The sequence below is a fragment of the Hyphomonas sp. BRH_c22 genome, assembly GCF_000961795.1.
Lineage (GTDB): Bacteria > Pseudomonadota > Alphaproteobacteria > Caulobacterales > Hyphomonadaceae > Hyphomonas.
Genome location: NZ_LADU01000039.1, coordinates 1 through 22,827, shown reverse-complemented (window position 1 = coordinate 22,827; position 22,827 = coordinate 1). Strand labels below are relative to the sequence as shown.

Genomic DNA, 22,827 nt, shown 5'->3' with positions numbered 1-22,827 from the left:
CTGCGGATGCGGCCGCCACGCTTCACCTGCTCACACGTCTCTGGGGCATTAACCCTCGCCATGCCCGCAGCGTGGCGCCGGGGCTGGGCGGGGACGTGCCGGTTGCGCTCCTCGGAACCCCGGCCTTCATGCGCGGCGAGGGCGAACGGGTCGAGCCCGTCACCCTGCCGGCGCCCTTGCCCGCCGTGCTGTACAATCCGGGTATCGCCTGTCCGACCGGGCCTGTGTTCGAGCGGTTCGACAAGGCCTCGGGCGGAGCAGGGTTTGCCGAGACAGGCCCCTTGCCGCCCCTCGCAGGCATGAATGAACTGGTCACCTGGCTTTCGGGCCAGCGCAATGACCTCGCGGCGCCCGCCCGCCTCCTCATACCCGCCCTTGGCCGCGCCACCCGCGCGCTCCCCCCCTTGCCCCTCCCCATGCTCACCCGCATGAGCGGCTCGGGCGCGACCTTCCTTGCCCTCTACCCCACACTTGCCGCCGCGCAGGAATCTGCCGAATTGCTGAGCGCTTCGCATCCCGGCTGGTGGGTGCGTGCGACCCTGCTCGGAGGTACTGACCGGTCATGATTCCTGCACTTCTGGGCCTGCCATTCCTGTCATTCCTGTTGTGTTTGCTGGTGATCCGGCTTGGCGTGAAAGACGCGCCCGATGGCGGCCGCAAGACCCAGACTGCGCCGGTGCCGACTGCGGGCGGCGCTGCGATCGCCCTTTCCGTCATCCTCGGCCTGTTTCTCGTCGGTGTCCTGCCAGTCACCTCCCAAAACGGCCTTCCGGCGCTGCTTTTGTTCGTTTTTGCATCAGTCATTATTGGCTTTTTTGACGATTTCATTGGCCTGAACCCGAAGCTGAAACTCCTGCTTCTGGCCCTGGTTTCCCTCCTCGCCGCCGCCTTCGGCCCTCGCCTTGGCTACTTCCATTTGCCGTTTGGACCCAGTGAAGGTTATGCGCTCCCTGTCTGGCTTTCTGTAGCAGGTGTTGGGCTTTGGCTCTTCGTGATGGCCAATGCGACCAATTTCATGGACGGCTCCAACGGCCTCGCGATGGGCAGCGCGACGCTGATGCTCATCGCCCTGTCCATCCTGCTCAACTGGCTGGCACTCGCCGGCCCCGGCACCGGACTCGAGCGCGCCATGAGCGACCTCACTGCGCTGGTCGCTGCCGCGACATTGGGATTCCTTGCCTGGAACGTGGCCGGCCGGCTTTTTGTCGGTGACACAGGCTCGCTGGGCATGGGGGCCCTGCTGGGCGCGGCGGGCCTCGTGGTCGCCTGCCGCCTCACCGTGTGGGAGCCCGTCATCCTGATGCTGCCATTCCTGGTCGATGTTTTCATGACGCTGATCTGGCGGGCGCGCGCCGGGCGGCACCTGTTGGAGGCGCACCGCGATCATGCGTATCAGCTGTTCCTGAGAGCCGGCTGGCCGCACTGGAAGGTCGCATTGCTCTGGGCCGCCATGACGCTTGTCTCCGGCGCCGGGCTGCTGGCCCTCGGACCACTGTTTGGTGCGGAGGTCATTTTCGTGCTGCTGGCGCTCGGCATGGGATTGTGGGTCTGGCAGCGGGCAACGCTCGGCCGCCAGCTGGCCGCCAAAGGTCTCTAGTAGACCCGTTCCACGCAGAAATCGGCGAGATCTTCGAGCGCGTCGCGATACGCGCTGGCTGGCAGGCTGCGCAGCGCACCCTTGGCCAGGGCGGCGTAGGCTTCGGCCTCCTGTACCGTGGCCTCTGCTGCCCCTGTGGCACGGATCAGGTGCACGGCATGGGCGAGGTCCTGCTCGGACTGGGTATCGGGGTGAAGCGCGCGTTCCCAGAAGGCGCGATCTTCGTCCGACCCGCGACGGCGGGCGATAATCACCGGCAGGGTGATCTTGCACTCGCGGAAATCGTCACCGACCGATTTGCCGATCACCGTTGTCGTGCCGCCATAGTCGAGCACGTCATCAATGATCTGGAAGGCCAGGCCGAGATTCTTGCCATAGGTCGCGAGGGCCGCCGCATACTGGTCGCCGCCGGCCGACATGGCGCCGGTTTCAGCCGCCGCTTCGAACAGGGCGCCGGTCTTGGCTTCGACAATGGCCAGATAATCCTCGGTGGGCAGGTCGCGCGCCTGCATGGCGGCCAGCTGGCGCACTTCGCCCTCGGCAATCGTGGTCGAGGCGGTTGCGAGGCGATTCAGGATCTCGAGACTGTTGGCTTCGACCAGAAGGTTGAAGGCGCGGGCAAACAGGAAGTCGCCGACAAGGATGGACGCCTTGTTGCCCCAGATCGCCTTGGCGGCAGGCTGGCCGCGGCGCAGGTCGCTTTCGTCGACCACGTCGTCATGCAGGAGGGTCGCCGTGTGGATGAATTCCACGGCCGCTGCCAGGGCATGCGTCGCCGGATTGGCGGCGCCTACCGCGTGCGCTGCAATCAGGGTGATCATGGGCCGAAGCCGCTTGCCGCCTGCTGAAACGATATAGCCGGAGAGGTCCGGGATAACGGCGACGGGACTTGCTGCCCGTTCGGCGAGCAGGACTTCAACCGCCGCAAGGTCGTCAGCGACAAGTGTCTGCATGCGCTCGACGATCGAACCGATGGCCGCCTTGGATCTGGGTCTCGGCGCGAGGGTCAAGTGGTCACTCCTGTTGGATCGATAACCATCAGTGTTTAGGCTTATGTCATGCGGCCGCAAAGCACGACGCGGCACCGGGCCGCAGCTATATATGTGTGAAGTGTTGCGCCAGCGCCATAGCTGCAGTGCCTGAAATGCTGGAACGTTCCACGATTTTGGGCTTTATTGCGTTTATGAAAACGCTCATCTCACTCGCCTCCCTCATCCTGGTCACAGCCTGTGCCAGCCATTCCCCCTATGGTCCGGCCACGTCCAGCGGCGCGGCGGGATACACACACCAGAAAATCGAGACCGGACGCTACCGGGTCTCCTACACCGATAAGGACCCCAGCCGGTCGCATGACCTTGCGCTGCTGCGTGCTGCGGAACTGACCCTTCAGGACGGAAATGACTGGTTCGAAATCACCGGCGGCTACACCGATCAGGAGGGTGCCGGTTCGGAAAGCCGATCCTCGGTCAGCATCGGCGGATCGCGTGGTTCCTATGGCAGCGGCGTGGGCGTGGGAGTGGGTTTCGGCATCCCGGTCGGTTCGAGCAGCGCCAAGGTGACGACCGTGATTGATATCGTGACGGGCAAGAACCCGAAGCCGGACCGCCCGTCGGTCTATGATGCGCGATCCGTGGATATCAATCTGCGGGGCACTGCGCCCTGATGGAGGAAGTCTTCCGCACCAATGATCTGGTGAAACTGTCCTATATCGAACACTTGCTGCAGGAAGCAGGCATTACCTATTTCGTGGCAGACCAGCACATGTCGGCTGTGGAAGGCAATATCGGTGCCTTTCCGCGTCGCGTGATGGTGCGTGAAGGCGCTGTCAGGGCGGCTGAGCTTGCCTTGGCGGAGGTCGAGCGCGGGTGACTGCGGCGACCGAGGACACGGTCTACCAGGGCCGGGTGAAGCTGGTGCAGCCATTGAAGGGGTTCCGCGCCGGGAGCGACTCCCTGCTGCTGGCGGCAGCGCTGCCGGAGAAGTCTGGCGGGGCGACTTTGGAGCTGGGGTGCGGATGCGGCGGGGCCCTGCTGCCAGCGGCGTTCCGGATGCCGGGGATGCGGTTCACGGGTGTGGAGATCGACGCCGAAATGGCGGCGCTGGCTGAGGCGGGCGTGGCGGCCAACGGGTTTGACGGACGCGTCACGGTCGAGGCGGGCGAAGCCTCTGACTGGGTGAAAGCCCATGAGAACCAGTTCGATCTGGTCTTCGCCAATCCCCCCTATTTCGAGCCGGGCCGCATTTCCCCTCCAGGCGAGGGAAAAGCCGCAGCCTACCTTGAATCGCTTGATGTTTCCGGTTGGGTCAAGGCGATGGTCTTTGCCGCCAGGCCGCGTGCGCCAATCGTGCTTGTCCACCGGGCCGCGGAACTGGCGCGTATCCTGGCCGCGCTGGACAGGCAGACCGGCGACATCACGGTGCTGCCTGTGGCGCCGAAGCCAGGCGAGGAAGCCCGGCGGGTGCTGGTGAGGGGGCGCAAAGGCCTGAAGCGCGGGCCCGTCCGGTTGCTGGCGCCTATCCATCTGCACGAGGCGAATGGAGAGCGGTCAGTCACGGGGCAAGCGGTGACAACGGGCGGTGGGGTGGTGTGGTAGGGCGGTGTTGTGGGGGGATGTGGGAGTGTGAGAGGGTTATGTGGGGGTGTATGGGGGTGATGTGTGGGCGATCGCCTGTCGCTTGAAACCGCGGGCTCCGTCCCCACCTCCAAAAAACAGACTGAGTCACAGGAAGGGTCTGTTGCATCATGTTCGGCGTAATCTTCTTCGGGTTTGCCATTTTCGGGATCGGCATTGCGATGCTGGGACATCCCGCCTTCTACCGCGCGATGACCGGGCGGCAGAGCGGTTCGGCCGACCATCGGGACTCCAAGGGTCTCTAATGCTTGCGCCGCAGGGCGCTGGCTTGTAGTTCCGGGCGAACCTCAATTTCCGGACGTGCCCCATGCCTGCGCCAAAAGCCCAGCCCAAGCCGAAATCCTTCCAGGACCTGATCCTGACCCTGCAGGCCTATTGGGCCGCGCAGGGCTGCGCCATCCTGCAGCCCTATGACATGGAAGTCGGCGCCGGGACGCTGCACCCCGGCACGGTGCTGCGTGCCCTTGGTCCGAAGAACTGGCGGGCGGCCTATGTCCAGCCATCGCGGCGGCCCAAGGATGGCCGCTATGGCGAGAACCCGAACCGGCTCGGCCATTATTACCAGTTCCAGGTGATCCTGAAGCCCAACCCGGCCAACCTGCAGGATCTCTATCTGGAGAGCCTTTACAGGATCGGCATTGACCCCATGGTGCACGATATCCGCTTCGTGGAGGACGATTGGGAAAACCCGACCGTTGGCGCCTGGGGGCTTGGCTGGGAAGTCTGGTGCGACGGGATGGAAGTCAGCCAGTACACCTATTTCCAGCAGGTCGGCGGGCTTGATGTGTTCCCGGTCTCCGGCGAGCTGACCTACGGGCTCGAACGCCTCGCCATGTATGTATTCGGCGTCGATAATGTGTACGACCTGCCGTTCAACGACCCGGACAGCGCCGTGCCGCTGACCTATGGCGACGTGTTCCTTGAGAATGAGCGCCAGCAATCGGCCTTCAATTTCGAGCATTCGGACGTCGAGATGCTGAAGCGCTGGTTCGCCGATTGCGAGAGCCAGTCGAACGCGCTGCGCGCGGCGGGCAAGCCGCTGCCGGCCTATGACTATGCGCTGAAGGCCAGCCACACGTTCAACCTGATCGACGCGCGCGGCGCCATCAGCCCGACCGAGCGGCAGGCCTATATCGCCCGCGTGCGCGACCTTGCGCGCGGCGCGGCGGCCCAGTGGGCCGAGCAGGAAGAGGTACGGGCCGGGGCCTGACTTTCAAGCCCATCCTTCGATCCCTGCCTGCGCAGGGACAGGCTTCGCTCAGGATGAGCGCGTCGCGCTGGCAGATTGAACCAAAGGGGCAGCCCGGCGTTTGTGAGGTTGAAGGAGACTTCTCCCATGAAACCGATGCCTGCCCTTATCGCCCTTGTCTTCGCTGCCGGCCTCGCGGCCTGCGATCCGAAAACGCCATCGCCTGCGCCGAATGACGCCGCCATGACCCCGCCCGCCGCGGAGGAGGCCGAAACGCCGACCATGATGCAGACGCCGATGTCGATCGACGATCCGGCCGCGTCTGATTCCTGGCAGCTGACGCCGCTGACCCCGGCCACGAACGAGATCTATTGCCATTTGCGTAAGGCCGATGGTGGCGGGGCGGATGCGGGCGGCGAGGCTGGCGAGCTATTGTTCATCACCGAGATTGCCGGCGTGCCTGCGCCTGCGGCGGTCGCGGTGAACGGCGAGACGGTGGCGCTGGAGCAGGTGTCCAAGGATGCCCGCGACGGTATCGAGAAATGGGTCTACAGGAATGAGGCTAGGGAATTTGCCATTGAACTGATCCTGACCGAGGTCGGCGAGGGGTTTGAATCCAGGGATTACGAGGGCACGATCCAGGTGACCCGCCCGGCGCTTGGCACGCCGGTGCCGGTGAAGGGGACGTGCGGGGTCTAGGTCTGATCTGGCCCGCAAGTCTTGACCCCGGCGCAGGCGCGTCTATGCCGTGCTGGTTCAATTCCAAACGGCTGGACCCCTTATGGCTGACCTGTTGCTCGAGATCTTTTGCGAGGAAATCCCTGCGCGCATGCAGGCCAAGGCCGAGGCCGATCTCGGCAAGGCGCTGGGCGATGCGCTGACCGGGGCGGGCCTTGCGTTTGACGCGCTGGAGACGGCCTCCGGGCCGCGCCGCCTGAGCGTGCATGTGACGGGCCTGCCGGTGAAATCGGCGGATGTGTCCGAAGAGCGCAAGGGGCCGAAGGTCGGCTCGCCGGAGCAGGCGATTGCGGGCTTCCTGAAGGGCGCGGGGCTCGCCTCCATCGACCAGGCCGAAGTGCGCAGCGACCCCAAGAAGGGCGACTTCTATGTCGCCATGCTGGACAAGCCCGGCCGCCTGACGGCGGACGTGGTGGCCGAGGCCGTGCCGGCGATCATTCGCAGCTTCCATTGGCCAAAGAGCATGCGCTGGGGCACCGGAGAGCTGCGCTGGGTGCGCCCGCTGCAGCGCATTCTTTGCGTTCTGGATGGTGAGATTGTGCCGTTCAAGGTCGATGGGCTGGCAAGCGGCAACCAGACTGAGGGCCACCGGGTGCACGGGCGCGGGCCGTTCACGGTGACGGGCTGGGCCGATTATTCGAAACAGCTGGAGGGCAAGGGCCATGTGCGCCTGACGCGGGATGCGCGGCGCGATGTGATCGCCAGGGGCATTGCGGACGTGTGCGCGAAGGCGGGGCTGACATGGGTGGAAGATCCGGGCCTGCTGGAAGAGGTGACGGGGCTTGCCGAATGGCCGGTCGTGGTGCTGGGCGATATGGACAAGGAATTCCTGGACCTGCCGCCGGAAGTGATCACGCTGTCGATGCGGACGCACCAGAAATATTTTGCGGTAACGGATAAGAAGACAGGCAAGCTGGCGCCGCACTTCATCGTGGTGGCCAATATCGGCGCGTCTGATGGTGGTAAACAGATTGCGGCGGGCAATGCGCGGGTGCTCTCCGCGCGGCTCTCCGATGCGCGCTTCTTTTGGGAGAAGGACAAGGCGACGCCGCTGGACGAGATGGCTGGCAAGCTGTCGACAATTGCGTTCAAGGAAGAGCTGGGCAGCCTGGGCGACAAGGTGGAGCGCGTGGCGGCTCTGGCGCGGGAACTGGCCGAGGCAGTGGGTGCGGACCCGGATCTGGCCGAACGCGCGGCGCGGCTTTGCAAGGCGGATTTGGTTTCCGAAATGGTCGGCGAGTTTCCGGAATTGCAGGGCGTGATGGGGCGGTATCTACTAAGAGCAGAATACGGTTTGTATGTGCCTTCGGTGGGCGCGTCGGCATACGTAGATCAAGTTTCGCCACCGGAGTCACAAATACAGAGTCAGGAACGAACAGAGGTGATCATCATCGCCGATGCAATCCGCGACCATTACAAGCCGCAGGGGCCAAGCGACGCCGTGCCGGCAGACCCGGTGAGCATCGCCGTGGCGCTGGCCGACAAGCTGGATACGCTGGTGGGCTTCTGGGCGATTGACGAGAAGCCGACAGGATCGAAGGACCCGTTTGCGCTGAGGCGTGCGGCGCTGGGCGTGGTGCGGATTATGCTGGAGAACCGCATTCCAATTTATCTCAGGTACTTCATAGAGAAGCACTTCGATGTGTCGTTTAAACGCGACTACTTGGATGTCGCTGAAACTATCGACAATTTGGAGAGCTTTTTTGAGGATCGACTAGCGGTAGCTCTGCGCGACGCAGGGGGGCGCCACGATCTCGTTGATGCTGCTTTGAGCATCGAAACAGGTGCGGAAGGTGGGGCTATTTTTACCCGAGTGGTTCAGCGCGTTGAAGCCCTCGGCACCTTCCTCGATACGGAGGACGGGGCGACCTTGCTGGCGGGCTACAAGCGCGCGGCGAACATATTGAAGGCCGAAGAGAAGAAGGGCGCGCTGCCGGAGGACCTCTCCGTCGATGCGGCGCTGATCAAAAGGGGCCCCAAGGAAGAGCAGGCGCTGTTCGCGGCGCTCACCTCTGTGCGCAAGGCGATTGCGGCGCCGCTCAAGGCCGAGGATTTTGCCGGGGCGATGGGCGAGCTGGCGAAGCTGCGCAGCCCCGTCGATGCCTTCTTCGAGGGCGTGATGGTGAACGATCCGGACGCCGCCGTGCGGGCGAATCGCCTTGCCCTGCTGACGGATGTGCGCGCCACGCTGCATCAGGTGGCGGATTTCTCGCTGATCGAGGGCTGACCGGCCTGATTGTTCCGGATCGGAACAATGGCATTTACGATTGCGTGCCAAATAGGCCACCGGCGCGGGGCTGCGGCCCGGCCGGGCTGAAAAAACTAGCCTGAGGGGCGATTTCACGCAGCCTGAGGTCTGGCAATCGCCGCTGCAATGCAGCATAGGATTTGCAGGTTTTGCGGCAAGCATTTGTGACGCACGGTCGTTAAAGGGTGAGATTCATGGGTGAAGCGGCTTTGAAACACGCAGAAGAGACGTGGGTATTCGGATTTGGCGGCGGGACGGCCGACGGCGATGCCTCGATGAAGAACCTGCTGGGCGGCAAGGGCGCCAATCTCGCCGAAATGGCGAAGCTGGGCCTGCCTGTGCCTCCGGGCTTCACGATCTCGACCGCTGTGTGCACCGCCTATTATGAGCTGGGCCGCGACTATCCCTCGACCCTGGCGCCGCAGGTTGATGCCGCGCTGGTCGCGCTGGAACGGGAATCCGGCAAGGGCTTTGGCGATCCTGACAACCCGCTGCTCGTGTCGGTGCGCTCGGGCGCCCGCGCCTCGATGCCGGGCATGATGGATACGGTGCTGAATCTCGGCCTCAACGAAGCCTCGGTGAAGGGCCTTGCGGCGCTGGCCGGCGAGCGGTTCGCGTATGACAGCTATCGCCGGTTCATCCAGATGTATTCGAATGTCGTGCTGGGCCTGCGCCATGACACGTTCGAGCATATCCTCGACGATTATAAAGAGCGCCAGGGCTTTGAACTCGACACCGAGATGGAAGCCGAAGACTGGAAGGCGATCATCGTGTCCTACAAGGAAGCGGTGGAGAAAGACCTCGGCGAGCCTTTCCCGGACGACCCGAAGAAACAGCTCTGGGGCGCCATCTCGGCCGTGTTCGGCTCGTGGATGAATGACCGCGCGATCACCTATCGCAAGCTGAACGACATTCCGGCCGAATGGGGCACGGCGGTGACCGTGCAGTCCATGGTGTTCGGCAATCTGGGCGAAACCTCTGCCACGGGCGTCGCGTTCACGCGCGACCCGTCAAACGGCGAGCGGATCTTCTACGGCGAATACCTGATCAATGCGCAGGGCGAGGATGTGGTGGCGGGTATCCGCACGCCGGCGCCGATCTCACGCGAGCGGGCCGATACGCTCGGTTCGTCCGACGCGCCGCTGGAAGAAGCGATGCCGGCCGTCTATGCCCAGCTGCGTGACGTGGCGAACACGCTGGAGCGCCATTACAAGGACATGCAGGACCTTGAGTTCACGGTCGAGAATGACCGGCTCTACATGCTGCAGACCCGCAACGGCAAACGCACCGCCGCAGCCGCCCTGAAGATTGCGGTCGACATGGCGCGCGAGGGTCTGATCACCGAGGAAGAGGCCATTCTGCGCCTCGAGCCCTCCCAACTCGACCAGCTGCTGCACCCGACGATTGCCGAAAATGCCGTGCGCGACGTGATCGTGACCGGCCTGCCGGCCAGCCCCGGCGCAGCGGTCGGCAAAGTCGTGTTCGACAGCGAGGAAGCCTTCGCGCTGGCCGAGAAGGGCGAGGACGTGATCCTCGTTCGCGTCGAGACGAGCCCGGAAGACATCAAGGGCATGCACGCCGCCCGCGCCATCGTGACGGCGCGCGGTGGCATGACCAGCCACGCGGCCGTTGTGGCGCGCGGCATGGGCCGGCCCTGCGTGTGCGGCGCCGGCGGCCTTCAGATCGACACGGCCAAGGGCGTGTTCCGCGTCATGGGCCGTGAAGTGAAAAAGGGCGAGGTGATCACCGTGGACGGCGCAGCCGGGCAGGTGATGCTGGGCGCGGTCGAAATGTCCCAGCCGGACCTGTCGGGTGATTTCGGCGAGCTGATGGGCTGGGCCGACAAGGTCCGCAAGCTGAAGGTGCGGGCGAATGCCGAGACGGCGCTGGATGCGCGCACGGCTGTCGAGTTTGGCGCCGAAGGCATTGGCCTCTGCCGGACGGAGCACATGTTCTTTGACGCTGACCGCATTCCTGAAGTGCGCGCGATGATCCTGTCGAATGACGAGAAGGGCCGCCGCGCATCGCTCGGCAAGCTGCTGCCGATGCAGCGCAGCGACTTTGAAGAATTGTTCCGCATACTGGGCGACCTGCCGGTGACGATCCGCCTGCTGGATCCGCCATTGCACGAATTCCTTCCGCACAATGATGCGGACATGGACGAGGTGGCCAAGGCGTCCGGCGTGTCGGTGGACGAGCTGAAGCGCCGCGCCGGCGAACTGCACGAGAGCAATCCGATGCTGGGCCACCGGGGCTGCCGCCTCGGCATCACCTATCCGGAAATCTACGAGATGCAGGCGCGCGCGATTTTTGAAGCCGCCGTCAACGTGGCGAAGGAAACAGGCCGCCAGCCGATTCCGGAAGTGATGATCCCGCTGGTTGCGACGCACAAGGAACTGTCGATCCTCAAGGCCGTGGTGGATGCGGCGGCCAGGGCCGTGTTCGCAGAGACCGGCACGACGCTGGAATACATGGTCGGCACGATGATCGAGCTGCCGCGCGCAGCACTGCAGGCGGGCGAGATTGCCAATTCGGCCGAGTTCTTCTCGTTCGGCACCAATGACCTGACGCAGACAACGCTGGGCATTTCGCGCGATGATGCGGGCCGTTTCCTCAAGATCTACGAGGATAAGGGCATTTACGAGAAGGATCCGTTCGTGACGCTCGACCAGGTTGGCGTTGGCGAACTGGTGAAAATTGCCGCTGAACGTGGCCGCAAGACCCGCCCGGGCATCAAGCTGGGTATCTGCGGCGAACATGGCGGCGACCCTGCATCAGTCGCGTTTTGCCACCGCGCAGGCCTCGATTATGTGTCCTGTTCACCCTACCGGGTGCCGATTGCCCGCCTCGCGGCGGCACACGCGGCCCTCAAAGAATCGCCCAAATAGGCAGCAAGCCGCTCGTTTCGATGGCAAAATGGTGTTGTAATTTTGCCACACCTGCTTTTCCTGGCTTGGGTCTGCTGGCGCACGGCAAACCTTAAATTTCCATGAATTTCAACCAATTGCGGGGCCAGATTGCTGCGCCGCAAAAAAACTGCCGATTCGCCGGCATATTACCTGACAGAATTGTCACTGACGGAACTGGCCAGGTTCTTGCTAGTTAGGCTGCTGGACGCCTATTTCCCGCCTAGAAGCGGGGCCTTGGTGGTTCCAGATTGTAATGAAACCAAATACGCCCGGGTCGCAAATGACGAAGTTATATCGTCTGCCGGGGATTGGGGAGCGGTGATGTTGTTAAGGGTTCTTCAACCACGAAGGGCGACTCTGTCGCCAATGAGTGGGCTCCGAGAGAAGCTCAAGCGTTGGTGGATGACGATGACAGACGACGAACAGCGAGATATCTTTGTCCGTGGCGCCACGATTGCCGTATGCGCCGTGGCGGCGACTGTGACTTTGCCCATGGTCGGTCAGATCCAGGCAGAGAAGCGCGCTGACGCCGATTTCCGTGAACAGGCCGTCCGGCTTGCCAGCATGGAAGACGGCGGCGTGACCGTGCGGTCGGCGGCCTATACGCCATCCCTGCTCGATACGCCGTGGATGCGCACTGTTGAATATACGCTGGAGCGCGATACCGGTTCCTCGATGAGCCGCTATGCGATGCGCGACCGTGATGGCGCTGCGCTCAATTCGCTCGTCAGCTTCCGCCCGGAACATATCAAGCGCGCCGAGACGATCAGCGCCGAACAGAAATGCATGGCGCAGGCCGTGTATTACGAATCAGCCCACGAGCCACTCGGTGGCCAGCTGGCGGTTGCCGAAGTCATCGCCAATCGCATGGCCGACCACCGTTACCCGGACTCCGCCTGCGGTGTGGTCTACCAGGGTGCGACCCGCACGACGGGCTGCCAGTTCACTTTTACCTGCGACGGCGCGCTGAAAACGCCGCCAATGGGCCGTAACTGGGAGCGCGCCAAGACGATTGCGGCGCACGTCCTGATGAACCTGAACGTCGACAGCACGGGTGGCGCAACGCACTATCACGCGACCTATGTCGATCCGATCTGGAGCGCCGGCCTGATCAAGACCGACAAGATCGGCATGCACATCTTCTATCGCTTCCCGCGTGGATCCGAGTGGGCCAGCGTGCGCCAGGGATACCAGGCCAAGCGCGCCGAAGTGCAGCTTGCGTCCCTGAACTCCGATGAGGACATTATCGCACCGGCAGATGGCGCAGCAACGTCCTACATCCAGACAGTCGAAGCCCCGACCATTGCCCCGGCGGCTGTGACGGTATCCGATCGCACGATCACCAATGGTGCCCCGCGCCTGACGACGATCAAGTCGGTCGATTATGAAGAGCCGCAGCTGAAATCGTCAGGCGATGGAGAAGCGGTTGCCGCCTATATGGCCAAGCAGACCGGCATCACGGTTGCCAGCAATGACCGCGACCCGAGCGTCATGCAGTAGGCAATTCTGAAAAGTTTTCGAGACGGGCCGCGGACGAAAGTCTGCGGCCTTTTTCTTTGTGGGTCAGCGGGCGCGTGGCGGGACGCTGGCCCTTACGCGCTTGCTGATGGCGCCGGGCAGCCAGCGTGTCATGAAGCGGGCGCGCTCGGCATCCTTGCCGACCATATAGTGCGTATCCTTGCCGTGGGCGGCATCCCAGGCGCGTTCAGCCGCCATGGAGACCGGATACACATTCATCCCGTTTTCCCTGATCTGGTCCGACATTTTCACATTGGCGCCTTCCGACGCTCCCATGTCGAGGATCGGCGTATCGACGAACCAGGGCATCAGGCTGGTGACGCGAACATCGAGATCGCGGAATTCGGCATCAAGCGCTTCGGTGAGCCCGCGCACGGCGAACTTGGTGGCTGAATAGACCGCGAGCTGGGGAGAGCCGACGATCCCGGCCGTGGACGCCGTGTTGACGATGCGGGCGCCCGGTGTGGCCTTGAGCAGGGGCAGGCAGGCCTGCACCCCGTTGATGACGCCCTTGACGTTGACATCGATGACCCAGTCATTGTCATCCGGCGCGACATCCTCGAACCAGCCATGCCGGCCGACGCCGGCATTGTTGAAAAGAACGTTCATCGCGCCTTCGGTGGCCTCGCCGAAGCCATTGACGGCGGCGGCCCAATCGGGGCGATTACGCACGTCCAGCGTCGCCACATGGCAATTCTCGGTGCCGATCTCGTCAGCCACCTGGGCAAGGCCCGCCGAGTTCACATCGTAGAGGCCGCAATACCAGCCGCGCTTCGAGAAATAACGGGCCGTTTCGGCGCCGATGCCGGAGGCCGCGCCGGTAATGAATATGCTCTTGCGTCCGCCCGATCGGGTCATGCGCTGTCCTTCTTGCGAGGTCTGTCCTGCGGCCTGCAGTGTCAGACTACATCAAGGCCCACGTCAAGGTTTGGTGCCGAATGGGTGAGGGCGCCGGACGAAATGAAGTCAACCCCGGTCTCGGCTATGGCGGCCACGGAACTCAGCGTCACGCCGCCCGAGGCCTCAAGGGGCACGCGGCCTGCCGTCAGGCTCACGGCAGTGCGCAGCGTTTCCAGGCTCATATTGTCGAGCAGCACAGCGTGCGGCCCATGCTTCAGCGCTTCTTCCAGCTGTTCCAGCGTATCGACCTCGATCTCGATCATGCGGAGATGCCCGGCATAGGCCTTGGCGCGCGCGAGCGTGTCGGCGATGGAGCCGCCGCAGGCGGCAATATGATTGTCCTTGATCAGGATCGCGTCGTCCAGGCCGTAGCGGTGCGAGGTGCCCCCGCCGCAGCGTACCGCGCGCTTCTCCAGCGCCCGGTGGCCCGGTGTCGTTTTCCGTGTGCAGACAATTCGGGCCTTGGTATGCGCCACCGCATCCACATATTGCCGCGTCAGCGTCGCCACGCCCGAGAGGCGCCCGAGAAAGTTCAGCATCGTGCGCTCTGCCGTCAGGATCGAGCGGGCCGAGCCGTCCATGCGCCCGATCACGTCGCCCGGAGCCACGGCGCTGCCATCGGGCTTTTCAATCGACAGGGCCATGGCCGGATCGATGAGGCGAAGCGTGTGGGCAGCCGCATCAAGGCCGGCAACGATGCCCGGCTTTCGCGCGGCGATGACCACGCGCATTTTTGTCTCGGGCGATATCGTCGCGTCGGTTGTCAGGTCTCCGGCGCGTCCAAGGTCTTCGCCGAGGGCGAGGCGCACGATCGGTTCGAGAATGACGGCGGGCAGTGGCGGTGGAACGGGGCTCATGCGGGGGCAATCTCTTCGGTTGTGACGGGAAATTCGCGCAGCAGGTACTGGCGTTCCGGCGCGCCGGTCTCCGGGAAGTCGCTTCTGAAATGGCCGCCGCGGCTTTCCTTGCGCGCAAGCGCAGCCGTGGCCATCAGTCCGGCGGTGATGAGGGGGCGGGCCGGGCCGTGCGCTTCGCGCAGGATTTCGATTGTCTCCATCAGCTCGCCGAGGCCCGCCGCGTCCCGGACGACGCCGCATTTGGCCGACATTTTGCCGCGCAGCACCTGCAGGGCGTCGTGCGGCAGGGAGGCAGGGACCGTGGCGGCCGAGGGGCCGGGGGTTTCCAGGTCGGCGTCACGCAGGTGCTGGGCGATCCGGTGGGAGAATACCACGGCCTCTAGAAGGGAATTGGACGCGAGGCGGTTGGCGCCATGGGCACCGGTCGATGTGCATTCTCCGCAGACGGAGAGGCCGTTCAAGGTCGACCGTCCCCAGAAGTCGGCGACGATCCCGCCCATGTGATAATGTGCGGCAGGCGCAATCGGAATCATGTCAAAGCGCGGATCGATACCCGCGCTCTTGCAGGCCGCAAAGACGGTCGGGAAATGTTCCGGGAAGTGAGTGCCGACAGCGGTGCGGCAATCGAGGAAGGCACCGCGTCCGGCGGCGCGTTCGGAATGGATGGCGCGGGCAACTTCGTCGCGCGGGGCGAGTTCTTCAAGCGTGTGATAGTTCGCCATGAAGCGCGTGCCGTCACGATTGCGCAGGGTTGCGCCTTCGCCGCGCAGGGCCTCCGTGGCGAGCGGGGCCGGGTCGCGGCCGATATCGATGGCTGTCGGATGGAACTGGACGAATTCGACATCGGCGATCAGTGCGCCCGCTTCATAGGTCATGGCGATTGCGTCGCCGCGCGCTTCACGCGGATTGGTGGTTACCTGGAACAGTCCGCCCGTGCCGCCGGTGCAGAGAACCGTCTGGCGGGCGGTTTGCGTGGTAAGCGTGCCGGAACTGTCGCGCAGAACGACACCCGCGACACGGCGATTGGAATCCTGTAGCAGGCCGACGGCGCGGACGCCTTCGATCACCGTGATATGCGTTGAGGCGGCGACGGCGGCGACGAGCGCATCCATGATGGCCTTGCCGGCAAGATCGCCGGCCACGCGGGCGACGCGCGGGCGCGAATGGGCCGCTTCAAGCGACAGGGCCAGTGCGCCGTCCGGCGTGCGGTCAAAGGGAACGCCCAGCATCACGAGATCGCGGACGCGGGCCGGGCCTTCCTCAGCAATGAGCCGCGCGATGACCGGATCGACCAGGCCGGAACCGGCATTGACCGTGTCGCTGGCGTGCTGGTCGGGACTGTCGAGCGGATCGAGCGCGGCAGCGAGGCCACCCTGCGCCCAGGCGGACGAAGCGGCCTGGCCCAGCGGGGCGGGTGAAATGACGACGCAGGGACGCGGCGCCAGTTCGAGCGCGAGGAAAAGCCCGGCCAGGCCAGCCCCGACGATCAGCACTTCGCTGTCGGCCACGCCGGACGCAGCGATGGTCAGAACGCCCCCATTTGCCACTGTTTCAGGATATCCCGTCATTGGCGCGGCGGAATTCGGCCGGCGCGGTTACCGCAGACACAAGCGCGCCGAACATGCGGTCGGCAGATTCGATGGTCAGCGTGAAATTGTCGGGCATATAGATCAGGCCCTCGACCTTGGCTTCGAGCATTTCCTCGATCTGCGAGCGGATCGAGACCTGGTCGCCGAACCGGCGGGCCTGGCATGACTGTCGCACAACCGAGCGTCCCCAGGTGGAGCAGACTTCGACGGCGGTCAGTTCGCAATTGTACTGGCCGGCCTCGGGATGCGGCGACAGGTTCATTGTGCCGGTCATCAGGCAGGTGCCATTGCGGTAGGGGCGTGTCTGGAAGGTCCACGCGCCAAGCACGTCTGACTTGTCGGTATCCTTGTTGCTGCCAGCGGAAACCGGCGCGCATGCAAGCAGAGCGAATAGGGCGGTTGCCGCCAGCCGGAACCGGGTCCGAAACATGCTTGTCTCCTCTGAGCGATTGTGCCCCGTCCAAACCATAAGCCAAGCCTGCGTCACCGCACAACTGCCGGGCTGCCTCACACCATTTCAAGTTCCCGCGGCTTGAGGCCCGTCTTGAATGCAAGGGGGCGCGCCATCTTGGGCAGCGCCATCATGGCATCCAGGGCCTCCTTGGCGCGCACGCGCACATCTTCCGGGATCGTCACCTCGTATTTGCCCGTAACGAGGCAGTCATAAATGTTTTCCAGCGTGATGCGCTTCATGTGCGGGCAGAGATTGCACGGGCGGATGAAATTCACGTCCGGGTTCGCCGCCGCCACATTGTCGCTCATCGAGCATTCCGTCAGCAGGACGACCTTGTTCGGGCTGTTTTCGGCAACGTAATTGGCCAGAGCAGAGGTCGAGCCGGCAAAATCTGCGGCTTCCAGCACGTCTGGCGGGCATTCCGGGTGGGCCAGGATGACCACACCGGGATGGGCTTCGCGCAGCTGGCTGACGTCATCGGCCGAAAAGAGCTCGTGCACTTCGCAGGCGCCGGGCCATGTCATGATGCGGATGTCGGTCTGTGTGGCGACATTCTTCGCAAGGTACTGGTCGGGCACCATGATGACCGTGTCGGAATTCCATTCCTTCGCAATGTGCTCGACAACCTGCGACGCATTCGAGCTGGTGCAGGTGATATGGCACTCGGCTTTCACCTCGGCGGTGCAGTTCACATAGGTGACGATCGGGTAATCCGGGTATTTCTGCTTGATGAGGCGCACATCGGCGCCGGTGATCGATGCGGCGAGCGAGCAGCCGGCCCGCAGGTCGGGGATAAGTACCGTCTTTTCCGGCGCGAGGATTTTCGAGGTTTCGGCCATGAAATGCACGCCAGCCTGCACGATCACGTCGGCATTCGTGGCAGAGGCTTCCCGGGCGAGTTGCAGGCTGTCGCCGCGAAAGTCGCCGACGAGGCTGAAAATGTCCGGTGTCATGTAATTGTGCGCCAGGATGACGGCGTTTTTCTGCTTCTTGAGGCGGTTGATCGCTGCGACGAGCGGGGCGACGGCCGGCCATTCCATGGGCGTCACGAAGTCGGCGACCAGCGGGTAGAGATGGTCGGTCTCGGCCTTGACGGCGGCGTCATAGGACAGGCCGCGCGCTTCGGTGGCGGATACGCCGCGCAGCGGGGTCGGCGTCGGGCAGCCAGCAGCGGAATCGATCAAACGGGCCATGGGGTCCTCCTTGCACCGAGCCACTTATGCTCGATATGAGTATAATATGGGCCTGAGCGTTTCGGTTTCAAGGGAAATCCTTCAAACGTCCGGGATCAGGGCACACGTGCAATGCTTCTGCGATACTTATACGCACTATGAGCAAAAGGGGTTTAGCGCTGAGTGGCCCGATTGGCAAGCGGCTCCGACGATTACGCCGGGAACAGCTAGTCCTTGAACAGTTCCATCGCGGCGGCAGTCATGGCTTCAACGCCGGTGGCGATGGTCGGGTCATAGTCGGGCGCAAAGCCTGAAGAGTGCAGGGATGGCAGGGACGGGCCGCCACTCTGGGCCGCATCATATTTCGCCGGTTCGACGGCGCCGACCCAGAAGATCACGCTCGGGATATTTTCTGCGGTGCGGGCGTACTGGCTGAAATCCTCGCCGCCCATGACAGGTTTCATCTCCCTGACATTGGCCGCACCGATGGACTTGCCGATGGCCTTCATCGTGCGGGCGGTCGTGACGGGATCATTGTAGGTGGCGGGCGTGTAATCACTCTCGATGGTGATGTCAGGCTCCGGCGCATCGAAGGCCATGGCTTCGGCCCGGGCGATGCGGGAGATGCCGTCGAGCAGCATCTTGCGGGTCGCATCGTCATAGGAGCGCACCGTGATCAGCAGGTTCGCTTCATCGGAAATAATGTTGTGCTTGGCGCCGGACTTGAACGAGCCGACCGTGACGACGGCGCTGTCCTGCGGATTTGTATTGCGCGAAACCAGGCTCTGCAGCGCAACGACGATGTGCGACGCGACAAGGATCGGATCCCGTGTCGTGTGCGGATAGGCGCCGTGGCCGCCGACGCCCTTCACCTTGATGTCGACGCTGTCGACATTGGCGAGCGCAAAGCCGCTGGAATAATTGATGGTGCCCGCCGGTGCCGCAGCCGAGACGTGCAGGGCGAGGTTGTAGTCGGGTTTGGGGAAGCGCGTGTACAGGCCGTCGGCCAGCATGGCCTGCGCGCCAAGGCCAATCTCTTCGGCCGGCTGGGCGATCATGACCAGCGTGCCTTTCCACTTGTTCTTGCGGGCAATCAGCTCACGCGCCGTGCCGACCCAGCTGGTCATGTGCACATCGTGTCCGCAGGCATGCATCACATTGCTCTCGACGCCGGTCCAGGTGGTCGCTTCAACCTTCGAGGCGAACGGAAAGCCGGTCTGTTCGGGAACCGGCAGGGCATCCATGTCCGTGCGGATCAGGATTGTCGGGCCGTTGCCATTCTTGAAGACGCCCACGACGCCATAGCCACCCACACCCTCCAGCACCTCGCCATGGTCCTTCATCGATTTCTCGACCACCCAGTCCTGGCCGAGGCCTGTGGTGACCTCAAAGCCGAGGGACTGGAGTTCATTGGCGAGAATGGCCGCGGTCGCGGATTCCTTGAACGAGAGTTCGGGGGCCGCGTGGAGGCGTTTGTAGAATTCGACGAGCGCCGGGTCCGCGCTCGGCAGCGGTGTCGAGGCCGCAGCGGCAGGCTTGCCGGCTTCGACCGATTGGCTGGAGGCCGGAGCGACGCTCGCTGAACCGTCAGCGCCACTCGCGTCAGCGGCCGTGTCCTTTCCGGCGCCTCCGCATGCGACGAGGACAAGGGCAAGGGCGGTCAAGGCGGCTGGGCGCAACATCACGGTAACTCCTGAATTCCATTCAGGCGCGACCCTAGCGGAGTTTACCGTCCTGCCAAGGGGCAGGGGCGTCGCCGGACCCTAGTCGCGGCCGCGGTCCAGGTCTTCCGACAGCTCGATGTCGACCGGCGTGCCGGCGAGGCGCTGACGGTAAACCTGCGTGTTTTCGAGCACACGCTGCACATAGTTTCGCGTTTCGGAGAACGGGATGAACTCGACCCAGTCAACTGGATCGACCTGTCCGGTGCGTGGATCGCCGTAATCCTCTACCCACTGCCTGGGCCGGCTGGGGCCTGCATTGTAGGCGGCGGCGGTCATGATGTAGCTGCCCCGGAACTGGGACAGCAGCGTATCGAGATGCTGGCCGCCCAGGGTCATGTTGTATCCCGGATCATCGGTGAGCCATGAGGCGCGATAGGGCAGGCCGCGCAGCCTGGCTTCGTTCTGCGCCGTAGCCGGCATGAACTGCATCAGGCCGCGCGCGCCGGCATGGCTGATCGCGTTGGGGTTCATTTCGCTTTCCTGGCGCGACAGGGCCAGCATCAGCGGCTTTTCAACGCGCGGTTCGCGCAGCATCGGGAAGGAGACGACCGGATAGGCCGCGTCGGTTGCAACGATGCCCTTGGCAAGGCCGGCCTTGGCGCCGCGCACCCCGATATCCGGCACCTGGTATTCCGTGGCCATGCGGGCCAGCAGGATGAACTCGGCTTCCGACGTCAGCTGGTCGTCAAGATGATAGGCAAACTCGCGGAACAGGCGCGTCTCGCCGGCTTCGCCGAGCAGGCGCAGGGCCGATACCAGGGGACGGGCGTTGAACGCGGCCACTTCTTCCGGCGTCGGTTCAGTAGATGCGGCAAAGGACAGTTTGCGATCATCGAGCCGTTCGGCTGCGAGCTGTCCATAATAGGTGAACTTGTGTTTGGCGGCTGCACCGTAAGAGGCGCGCGCGGCGTCCTGTTCGCCGAGCACGTCCTGTGCGCGGCCGGCCCAATAGTCTCCGCGCGCAAGGCTGATCGGCGTCGAGACGCTGGCGGTCATGTCCTTGAAGTGTTTCAGGCTGCGCTCGGGATTATTGTTCAGGCGCAGCGCGATCCAGCCAGCGGCCCATTCCGCGTCAGCGAAATCGGAACCTTCGGTCATGGCATGCGGCGCGGTGAGCTGGTAGGCGCGCGCCCAATTGCCGTCTTTCAGGTCCGTGCGCATCGCGATATTGCGCTCGTCCCACAGTTTCGAACGGCCGGCCTCGGGAATATCCTTGGCATCAATGCTGACAAGCAGCGGCGTGGCGCCTTCCTGATTGCCGCGTGTGCGGCGCCAGCGGGCGCGATCATAGAGCAGGCCCGGATTGTCCTGCAACGATGCGGGCACGGCTTCAACCAGGCGGTCAATATTGCGGCTGCGTCCGGCAAGCGCGATGCGGGCATCGACGAGTTTGCGATAGTCGGCGCTGACCAGCGGCTTGAGGTTAGACGCGGCGGTGCGCTGGTTGGTCCAGAGCAGGAATTCGATACGGGCGCGGTGGTCGGCCTCTGTCAGGAAGCCGCCATAGGTCGCCAGCACGATGCGTTCGAGGTCGCGCTCCATCGAATTGTTGCGCCATGCGTCATGCACGAGGGCTTCGGCCTTGGCCGGCTGGCCGACGGCCTTGTAGCTGCGGGCAAGCGCGATCTTGCCTGCGCCGGTCTGCGGCCCGGATTTGGTGAGCCACAGGATGCGGTCGCCATGGCTGAGCGATGACAGGTCGATGATTTCCTCGGCGCGCTTGCGCATGCGGTCGGTCTTGGGCCAGGTCGGCAGCGCATCAATGGCACTGGCGACTTCATCGAAGCCCATGCCCGGTACGCCCTCGCTGGCGCGGACCCACATGATCAGGTTGCGCACAACCGGGTCACTCGCCCGGCGCTGGAGGCTGGCCACTTCGGACCAGTCATAGCGTCCGGCAGCCTCCATGGCCTTGTGCAGGATTTCCGCGTTCTTGGCGTCGGTCGTCTGCGATGTATAGACGCGTTTCGGCTTCAGGCTCGGCACATCCGGCAACGCAGATGCGGCGGCGCTCAGGGCCCCGAGGCCGAGCAGAACCGAAACAGAGAGGGAGCGAATCATGAGTGATGTCATCGGTGTTTATTTCTATGCCAAAGCATGAGAAGGCATTGTTAAATATAAGGCTGGAATTTCCACCAACACCCTAAACACGGCAAGAATACGATGTTTCACGGCTCAATCCCAGCGCTCGTCACACCTTTCAAGAATGGTGCCGTTGATCGCGATGCATTCGCAGCGCTTGTCGAACGCCAGATCGCCGGGGGATCGAGCGCCGTGGTGCCCGTTGGCACGACCGGTGAGACATCCACCCTGACGACCGAAGAACACAAGGACGTTGTGACGCTTTGTGTAGAGGTTGTTGCAGGACGCGTTCCGGTGATCGCGGGTGCCGGCTCGAACGCGACGGACGAGGCGATTGACCTTGTCCAGCACGCCAAGACCGTGGGCGCCGATGCCGCGCTGGTGGTTTGCCCCTATTACAACCGGCCAAACCAGGCTGGCCTCGAGGCTCATTTCCGCGCCATCAATGATGCCGTGGCCCTGCCTGTGCTGCTTTATAATGTGCCGGGCCGGACGATTGTCGACCTGCTGCCGGAAACCGTGGCCCGGCTGGCCCGGTTGCCGAACATTGTCGGGATCAAGGACGCGTCCGGGGATGTGGCCCGGGTCAGCCAGCATGCGGCGCTGATCGGGGATGCGCAGTTCGTCCAACTGTCGGGAGAAGACCCGAATGCGCTCGGCCACCTGGCCATGGGCGGCGCCGGGTGCATCTCGGTCACGGCGAACGTGGTGCCGGACATGTGTGCGGCAATGCATGCCGCCTTCCACGCGGGCGACCTGGCCGCGGCCCGGGCGATCGAGCGCAAGCTGGTCGCCCTGCACAAGGCGCTGTTCTGCTCGCCGTCGCCGGGGCCTGCCAAATATGCGCTCTCGCGGCTCGGGCTATGCCAGCCCGATGTGCGCCTGCCGATCACCGGGCCGGATGCGGCCGCACGCGAGACGATAGACGCCGCTATGGCGCTGGCGGGTCTCAGGACCTAAATAGACCCCATGGCGAAGAAACCGCAGACCAAGGGCAGGGGCGATGGCCTCGTTGCAGAGAACCGGCGTTCCCGGCGTGAATACGCTGTGGAAGACACGCTGGAGGCTGGCATCATGCTGGTTGGCTCCGAGGTGAAATCCCTGCGCGAAGGCCGGGCGAACATTGCCGAGAGCTATGCCAGCGTCGAGGATGGCGGCCTCTACCTGATCAATTGCGACATTCCGATCTATACGGCGGCGAACAGGTTCAACCATGA

General features: G+C 63.8%; 20 protein-coding genes and 1 pseudogene. 13 read left to right on the top strand and 8 right to left on the bottom strand.

The features are described 5' to 3' along the window. A pseudogene (locus tag VR74_RS05630) lies at positions 1-566 on the top strand (4-(cytidine 5'-diphospho)-2-C-methyl-D-erythritol kinase); the annotation flags it as partial. Continuing rightward, positions 563-1,597, top strand: coding sequence for a hypothetical protein (locus VR74_RS05625; protein ID WP_045695107.1), 1,035 nt, complete (start codon positions 563-565; stop codon positions 1,595-1,597). The pseudogene VR74_RS05630 and the gene VR74_RS05625, both read left to right, overlap by 4 nt. On the opposite strand, the gene VR74_RS05620 is transcribed toward VR74_RS05625, so the two are convergent. Continuing rightward, positions 1,594-2,607, bottom strand: a complete 1,014-nt coding sequence (locus VR74_RS05620; protein ID WP_299949688.1) for a polyprenyl synthetase family protein — start codon at positions 2,605-2,607, stop codon at positions 1,594-1,596. The genes VR74_RS05625 and VR74_RS05620 overlap by 4 nt on opposite strands. 173 nt (positions 2,608-2,780) lie before the next feature. On the opposite strand from VR74_RS05620, the gene VR74_RS05615 reads away from it, so the two are divergent. The 9 genes from VR74_RS05615 to VR74_RS05580 all read left to right on the top strand — a co-directional run bounded on the left by VR74_RS05615 (position 2,781) and on the right by VR74_RS05580 (position 12,814). Further along, positions 2,781-3,260 carry a hypothetical protein gene (locus tag VR74_RS05615; protein WP_045695114.1) on the top strand — a complete coding sequence of 160 codons (480 nt, stop codon included), beginning with the start codon at positions 2,781-2,783 and terminating at the stop codon, positions 3,258-3,260. Next, positions 3,260-3,466 carry a DUF2007 domain-containing protein gene (locus tag VR74_RS05610; protein ID WP_045695106.1) on the top strand — a complete coding sequence of 69 codons (207 nt, stop codon included), beginning with the start codon at positions 3,260-3,262 and terminating at the stop codon, positions 3,464-3,466. Before VR74_RS05615 ends, VR74_RS05610 begins: the two co-directional genes overlap by 1 nt. Then, positions 3,463-4,191 carry a methyltransferase domain-containing protein gene (locus VR74_RS05605; RefSeq protein ID WP_045695104.1) on the top strand — a complete coding sequence of 243 codons (729 nt, stop codon included), beginning with the start codon at positions 3,463-3,465 and terminating at the stop codon, positions 4,189-4,191. Before VR74_RS05610 ends, VR74_RS05605 begins: the two co-directional genes overlap by 4 nt. Before the next feature lie 149 nt (positions 4,192-4,340). Then, the gene (locus VR74_RS20565; protein ID WP_299949686.1) at positions 4,341-4,475 is read left to right on the top strand and encodes a hypothetical protein; all 135 of its coding nucleotides are present in this window, start codon (positions 4,341-4,343) and stop codon (positions 4,473-4,475) included. Between the two features lie 62 nt (positions 4,476-4,537). After that, a complete protein-coding gene (locus VR74_RS05600; protein WP_045695103.1) occupies positions 4,538-5,440 on the top strand; it encodes a glycine--tRNA ligase subunit alpha in 903 nt (300 codons plus the stop codon). 126 nt (positions 5,441-5,566) lie between these two features. Continuing rightward, positions 5,567-6,118, top strand: coding sequence for a hypothetical protein (locus tag VR74_RS05595; RefSeq protein WP_045695102.1), 552 nt, complete (start codon positions 5,567-5,569; stop codon positions 6,116-6,118). Positions 6,119-6,200: 82 nt separating this feature from the next. Beyond that, positions 6,201-8,384, top strand: a complete 2,184-nt coding sequence (gene glyS, locus VR74_RS05590; protein ID WP_045695100.1) for a glycine--tRNA ligase subunit beta — start codon at positions 6,201-6,203, stop codon at positions 8,382-8,384. A 215-nt stretch (positions 8,385-8,599) separates the two neighbouring features. After that, positions 8,600-11,293, top strand: coding sequence for a pyruvate, phosphate dikinase (gene ppdK, locus VR74_RS05585; protein WP_045695098.1), 2,694 nt, complete (start codon positions 8,600-8,602; stop codon positions 11,291-11,293). 429 nt (positions 11,294-11,722) lie between these two features. After that, positions 11,723-12,814 (top strand): cell wall hydrolase, encoded by a 1,092-nt coding sequence (locus tag VR74_RS05580; protein WP_299949684.1) that lies wholly within the window; start codon positions 11,723-11,725, stop codon positions 12,812-12,814. 63 nt (positions 12,815-12,877) lie between these two features. Here VR74_RS05580 and VR74_RS05575 read toward each other — a convergent pair whose 3' ends face one another. From VR74_RS05575 to VR74_RS05545, 7 genes are all read right to left on the bottom strand, one after another. Continuing rightward, the gene (locus VR74_RS05575) at positions 12,878-13,690 is read right to left on the bottom strand and encodes an SDR family oxidoreductase (RefSeq protein WP_045695097.1); all 813 of its coding nucleotides are present in this window, start codon (positions 13,688-13,690) and stop codon (positions 12,878-12,880) included. 41 nt (positions 13,691-13,731) lie between these two features. Beyond that, positions 13,732-14,589 (bottom strand): carboxylating nicotinate-nucleotide diphosphorylase, encoded by an 858-nt coding sequence (nadC, locus tag VR74_RS05570; RefSeq protein ID WP_045695095.1) that lies wholly within the window; start codon positions 14,587-14,589, stop codon positions 13,732-13,734. Further along, positions 14,586-16,157 (bottom strand): L-aspartate oxidase, encoded by a 1,572-nt coding sequence (locus VR74_RS05565; RefSeq protein ID WP_366462213.1) that lies wholly within the window; start codon positions 16,155-16,157, stop codon positions 14,586-14,588. Before VR74_RS05565 ends, nadC begins: the two co-directional genes overlap by 4 nt. Further along, entirely contained in the window at positions 16,141-16,608 is a 468-nt protein-coding gene (locus VR74_RS05560) for a hypothetical protein (protein ID WP_045695094.1), read from the bottom strand. Before VR74_RS05560 ends, VR74_RS05565 begins: the two co-directional genes overlap by 17 nt. Before the next feature lie 77 nt (positions 16,609-16,685). After that, complete coding sequence (gene nadA, locus VR74_RS05555) at positions 16,686-17,825, bottom strand: quinolinate synthase NadA (protein WP_045695092.1); 1,140 nt, start codon at positions 17,823-17,825, stop codon at positions 16,686-16,688. A 206-nt stretch (positions 17,826-18,031) separates the two neighbouring features. Beyond that, positions 18,032-19,486: an amidohydrolase gene (locus VR74_RS05550; protein ID WP_299949682.1), complete on the bottom strand. Its 1,455-nt coding sequence runs from the start codon at positions 19,484-19,486 to the stop codon at positions 18,032-18,034. A gap of 81 nt (positions 19,487-19,567) precedes the next feature. After that, complete coding sequence (locus tag VR74_RS05545; RefSeq protein ID WP_045695091.1) at positions 19,568-21,589, bottom strand: lytic transglycosylase domain-containing protein; 2,022 nt, start codon at positions 21,587-21,589, stop codon at positions 19,568-19,570. Positions 21,590-21,691: 102 nt separating this feature from the next. Here VR74_RS05545 and dapA point away from each other — a divergent pair, with 102 nt between their 5' ends. Together dapA and VR74_RS05535 are read left to right on the top strand one after the other, a co-directional pair. Next, positions 21,692-22,570: a 4-hydroxy-tetrahydrodipicolinate synthase gene (dapA, locus tag VR74_RS05540; protein ID WP_045695089.1), complete on the top strand. Its 879-nt coding sequence runs from the start codon at positions 21,692-21,694 to the stop codon at positions 22,568-22,570. A 9-nt stretch (positions 22,571-22,579) separates the two neighbouring features. Beyond that, positions 22,580-22,827: SsrA-binding protein (locus VR74_RS05535; RefSeq protein WP_045695088.1), on the top strand; the 248-nt coding region annotated here is incomplete at its 3' end.

Bases quoted from the DNA above. Each gene is read 5' to 3' on its own strand.
- VR74_RS05600 (WP_045695103.1), top strand. From the start codon at position 4,538: ATGCCTGCGCCAAAAGCCCAGCCCAAGCCGAAATCCTTCCAGGACCTG.
- nadC (WP_045695095.1), bottom strand. From the start codon at position 14,589: ATGAGCCCCGTTCCACCGCCACTGCCCGCCGTCATTCTCGAACCGATC.
- VR74_RS05615 (WP_045695114.1), top strand. From the start codon at position 2,781: ATGAAAACGCTCATCTCACTCGCCTCCCTCATCCTGGTCACAGCCTGT.
- VR74_RS05565 (WP_366462213.1), bottom strand. From the start codon at position 16,157: ATGACGGGATATCCTGAAACAGTGGCAAATGGGGGCGTTCTGACCATC.
- VR74_RS05625 (WP_045695107.1), top strand. From the start codon at position 563: ATGATTCCTGCACTTCTGGGCCTGCCATTCCTGTCATTCCTGTTGTGT.
- VR74_RS05595 (WP_045695102.1), top strand. From the start codon at position 5,567: ATGAAACCGATGCCTGCCCTTATCGCCCTTGTCTTCGCTGCCGGCCTC.
- dapA (WP_045695089.1), top strand. From the start codon at position 21,692: ATGTTTCACGGCTCAATCCCAGCGCTCGTCACACCTTTCAAGAATGGT.
- glyS (WP_045695100.1), top strand. From the start codon at position 6,201: ATGGCTGACCTGTTGCTCGAGATCTTTTGCGAGGAAATCCCTGCGCGC.
- nadA (WP_045695092.1), bottom strand. From the start codon at position 17,825: ATGGCCCGTTTGATCGATTCCGCTGCTGGCTGCCCGACGCCGACCCCG.
- VR74_RS20565 (WP_299949686.1), top strand. From the start codon at position 4,341: ATGTTCGGCGTAATCTTCTTCGGGTTTGCCATTTTCGGGATCGGCATT.
- VR74_RS05610 (WP_045695106.1), top strand. From the start codon at position 3,260: ATGGAGGAAGTCTTCCGCACCAATGATCTGGTGAAACTGTCCTATATC.
- ppdK (WP_045695098.1), top strand. From the start codon at position 8,600: ATGGGTGAAGCGGCTTTGAAACACGCAGAAGAGACGTGGGTATTCGGA.
- VR74_RS05580 (WP_299949684.1), top strand. From the start codon at position 11,723: ATGACAGACGACGAACAGCGAGATATCTTTGTCCGTGGCGCCACGATT.
- VR74_RS05545 (WP_045695091.1), bottom strand. From the start codon at position 21,589: ATGATTCGCTCCCTCTCTGTTTCGGTTCTGCTCGGCCTCGGGGCCCTG.
- VR74_RS05550 (WP_299949682.1), bottom strand. From the start codon at position 19,486: ATGTTGCGCCCAGCCGCCTTGACCGCCCTTGCCCTTGTCCTCGTCGCA.
- VR74_RS05560 (WP_045695094.1), bottom strand. From the start codon at position 16,608: ATGTTTCGGACCCGGTTCCGGCTGGCGGCAACCGCCCTATTCGCTCTG.
- VR74_RS05575 (WP_045695097.1), bottom strand. From the start codon at position 13,690: ATGACCCGATCGGGCGGACGCAAGAGCATATTCATTACCGGCGCGGCC.